The sequence below is a fragment of the Enterovibrio gelatinilyticus genome (assembly GCF_028683095.1).
Taxonomy (GTDB): domain Bacteria; phylum Pseudomonadota; class Gammaproteobacteria; order Enterobacterales; family Vibrionaceae; genus Enterovibrio; species Enterovibrio gelatinilyticus.
On record NZ_JAJUBC010000091.1, the window covers coordinates 1 to 967 of the forward strand.

The 967-nt window shown below is 39.1% G+C and carries 2 protein-coding genes; both read right to left on the reverse strand.

Features of this window, described 5'->3' with window-relative positions; genetic code table 11:
- Positions 1–18: 18 nt before the first annotated feature.
- Positions 19–519 carry a DUF413 domain-containing protein gene (gene maoP, locus LRP50_RS25335; protein WP_274167166.1) on the reverse strand — a complete coding sequence of 167 codons (501 nt, stop codon included), beginning with the start codon at positions 517–519 and terminating at the stop codon, positions 19–21.
- Positions 520–624: 105 nt separating this feature from the next.
- Positions 625–834: a hypothetical protein gene (locus LRP50_RS25340; protein WP_274167167.1), complete on the reverse strand. Its 210-nt coding sequence runs from the start codon at positions 832–834 to the stop codon at positions 625–627.
- Between the last annotated feature and the right edge of the window lie 133 nt (positions 835–967).

The window sequence follows — 967 nt, forward strand, 5'->3', positions numbered from 1 at the left end:
GGCCTTTATTTCAATTAGCTACAGACCAAAATCATGCAGACCACCATAATTGGTGATATTGTTCCGACTTTGGCTTTTTCCTTTATTTTGATGATCACGCACTTTTGCTATACCTTTTTGGCAGTTAGCTCTTACAAGATAACTCCCACTTTCGGTTTCATATGCATTTAAAGCAGATATGACGGCATCAACCACAAAATCGTTACGTGGTATTCTTTGTATATGAGAATAGTCCCCTTCATTTATCTGATTGATCACATCACTAAGTACGGTTAGCACTCGATACTTTACCCAAGCCATTTCATGTTCAGTTTTTGGAGAAACCTTACCTTTCGTAACAGAGATAAACTGTCTTTGTAATTCTGATAAGGGCGAAATAGAACCAGTAGATAAAGCTTCGAACCAATAACCAAAATTATTTACAAGAGAAAGCTCGGTAAGACTCATACCCTTGACATTTGCTTTAAATACATAATTTTTCTTTTTCAAAAGCTCTTTGTGCAGCTCTATTTCAGTCATCGTAACTCCAAAACTTCCCGATTACTTAACATATATGTCGCTATTTTATAGTACTATAAATCACAGCATACAGGCACCTACACGATAAGCTGGTATTTTTGAGGCCTAACGTCGTTTTAAGGGGCGAAAAACATTAGCTTCACGCAATAAAGCCACCGTAAACACCATAAGTTGATATAGCAAAATTTGCGGGAATGTTTTGCGTCCGCCTTGAAAACCTTTGTTATAAAGCTGCCACCTAATCTGTTTGAATAGCCGAACCTCGCCTTTTGCCTTTGCAAGCAGCCCTTGGGATGCTTGGTCTTTTCTGGCCATTGATGGCTTGTTTGCAACACTTTCGAAGGTGAGCGGCGATCCAAAACCAAACCGCTTTTTTGTTGAGAAAACCACTGTGGTTTGGCGCTCAAAGTCGCTGCTTACGTGTAAGTAAAATTACAGCGTATAACGT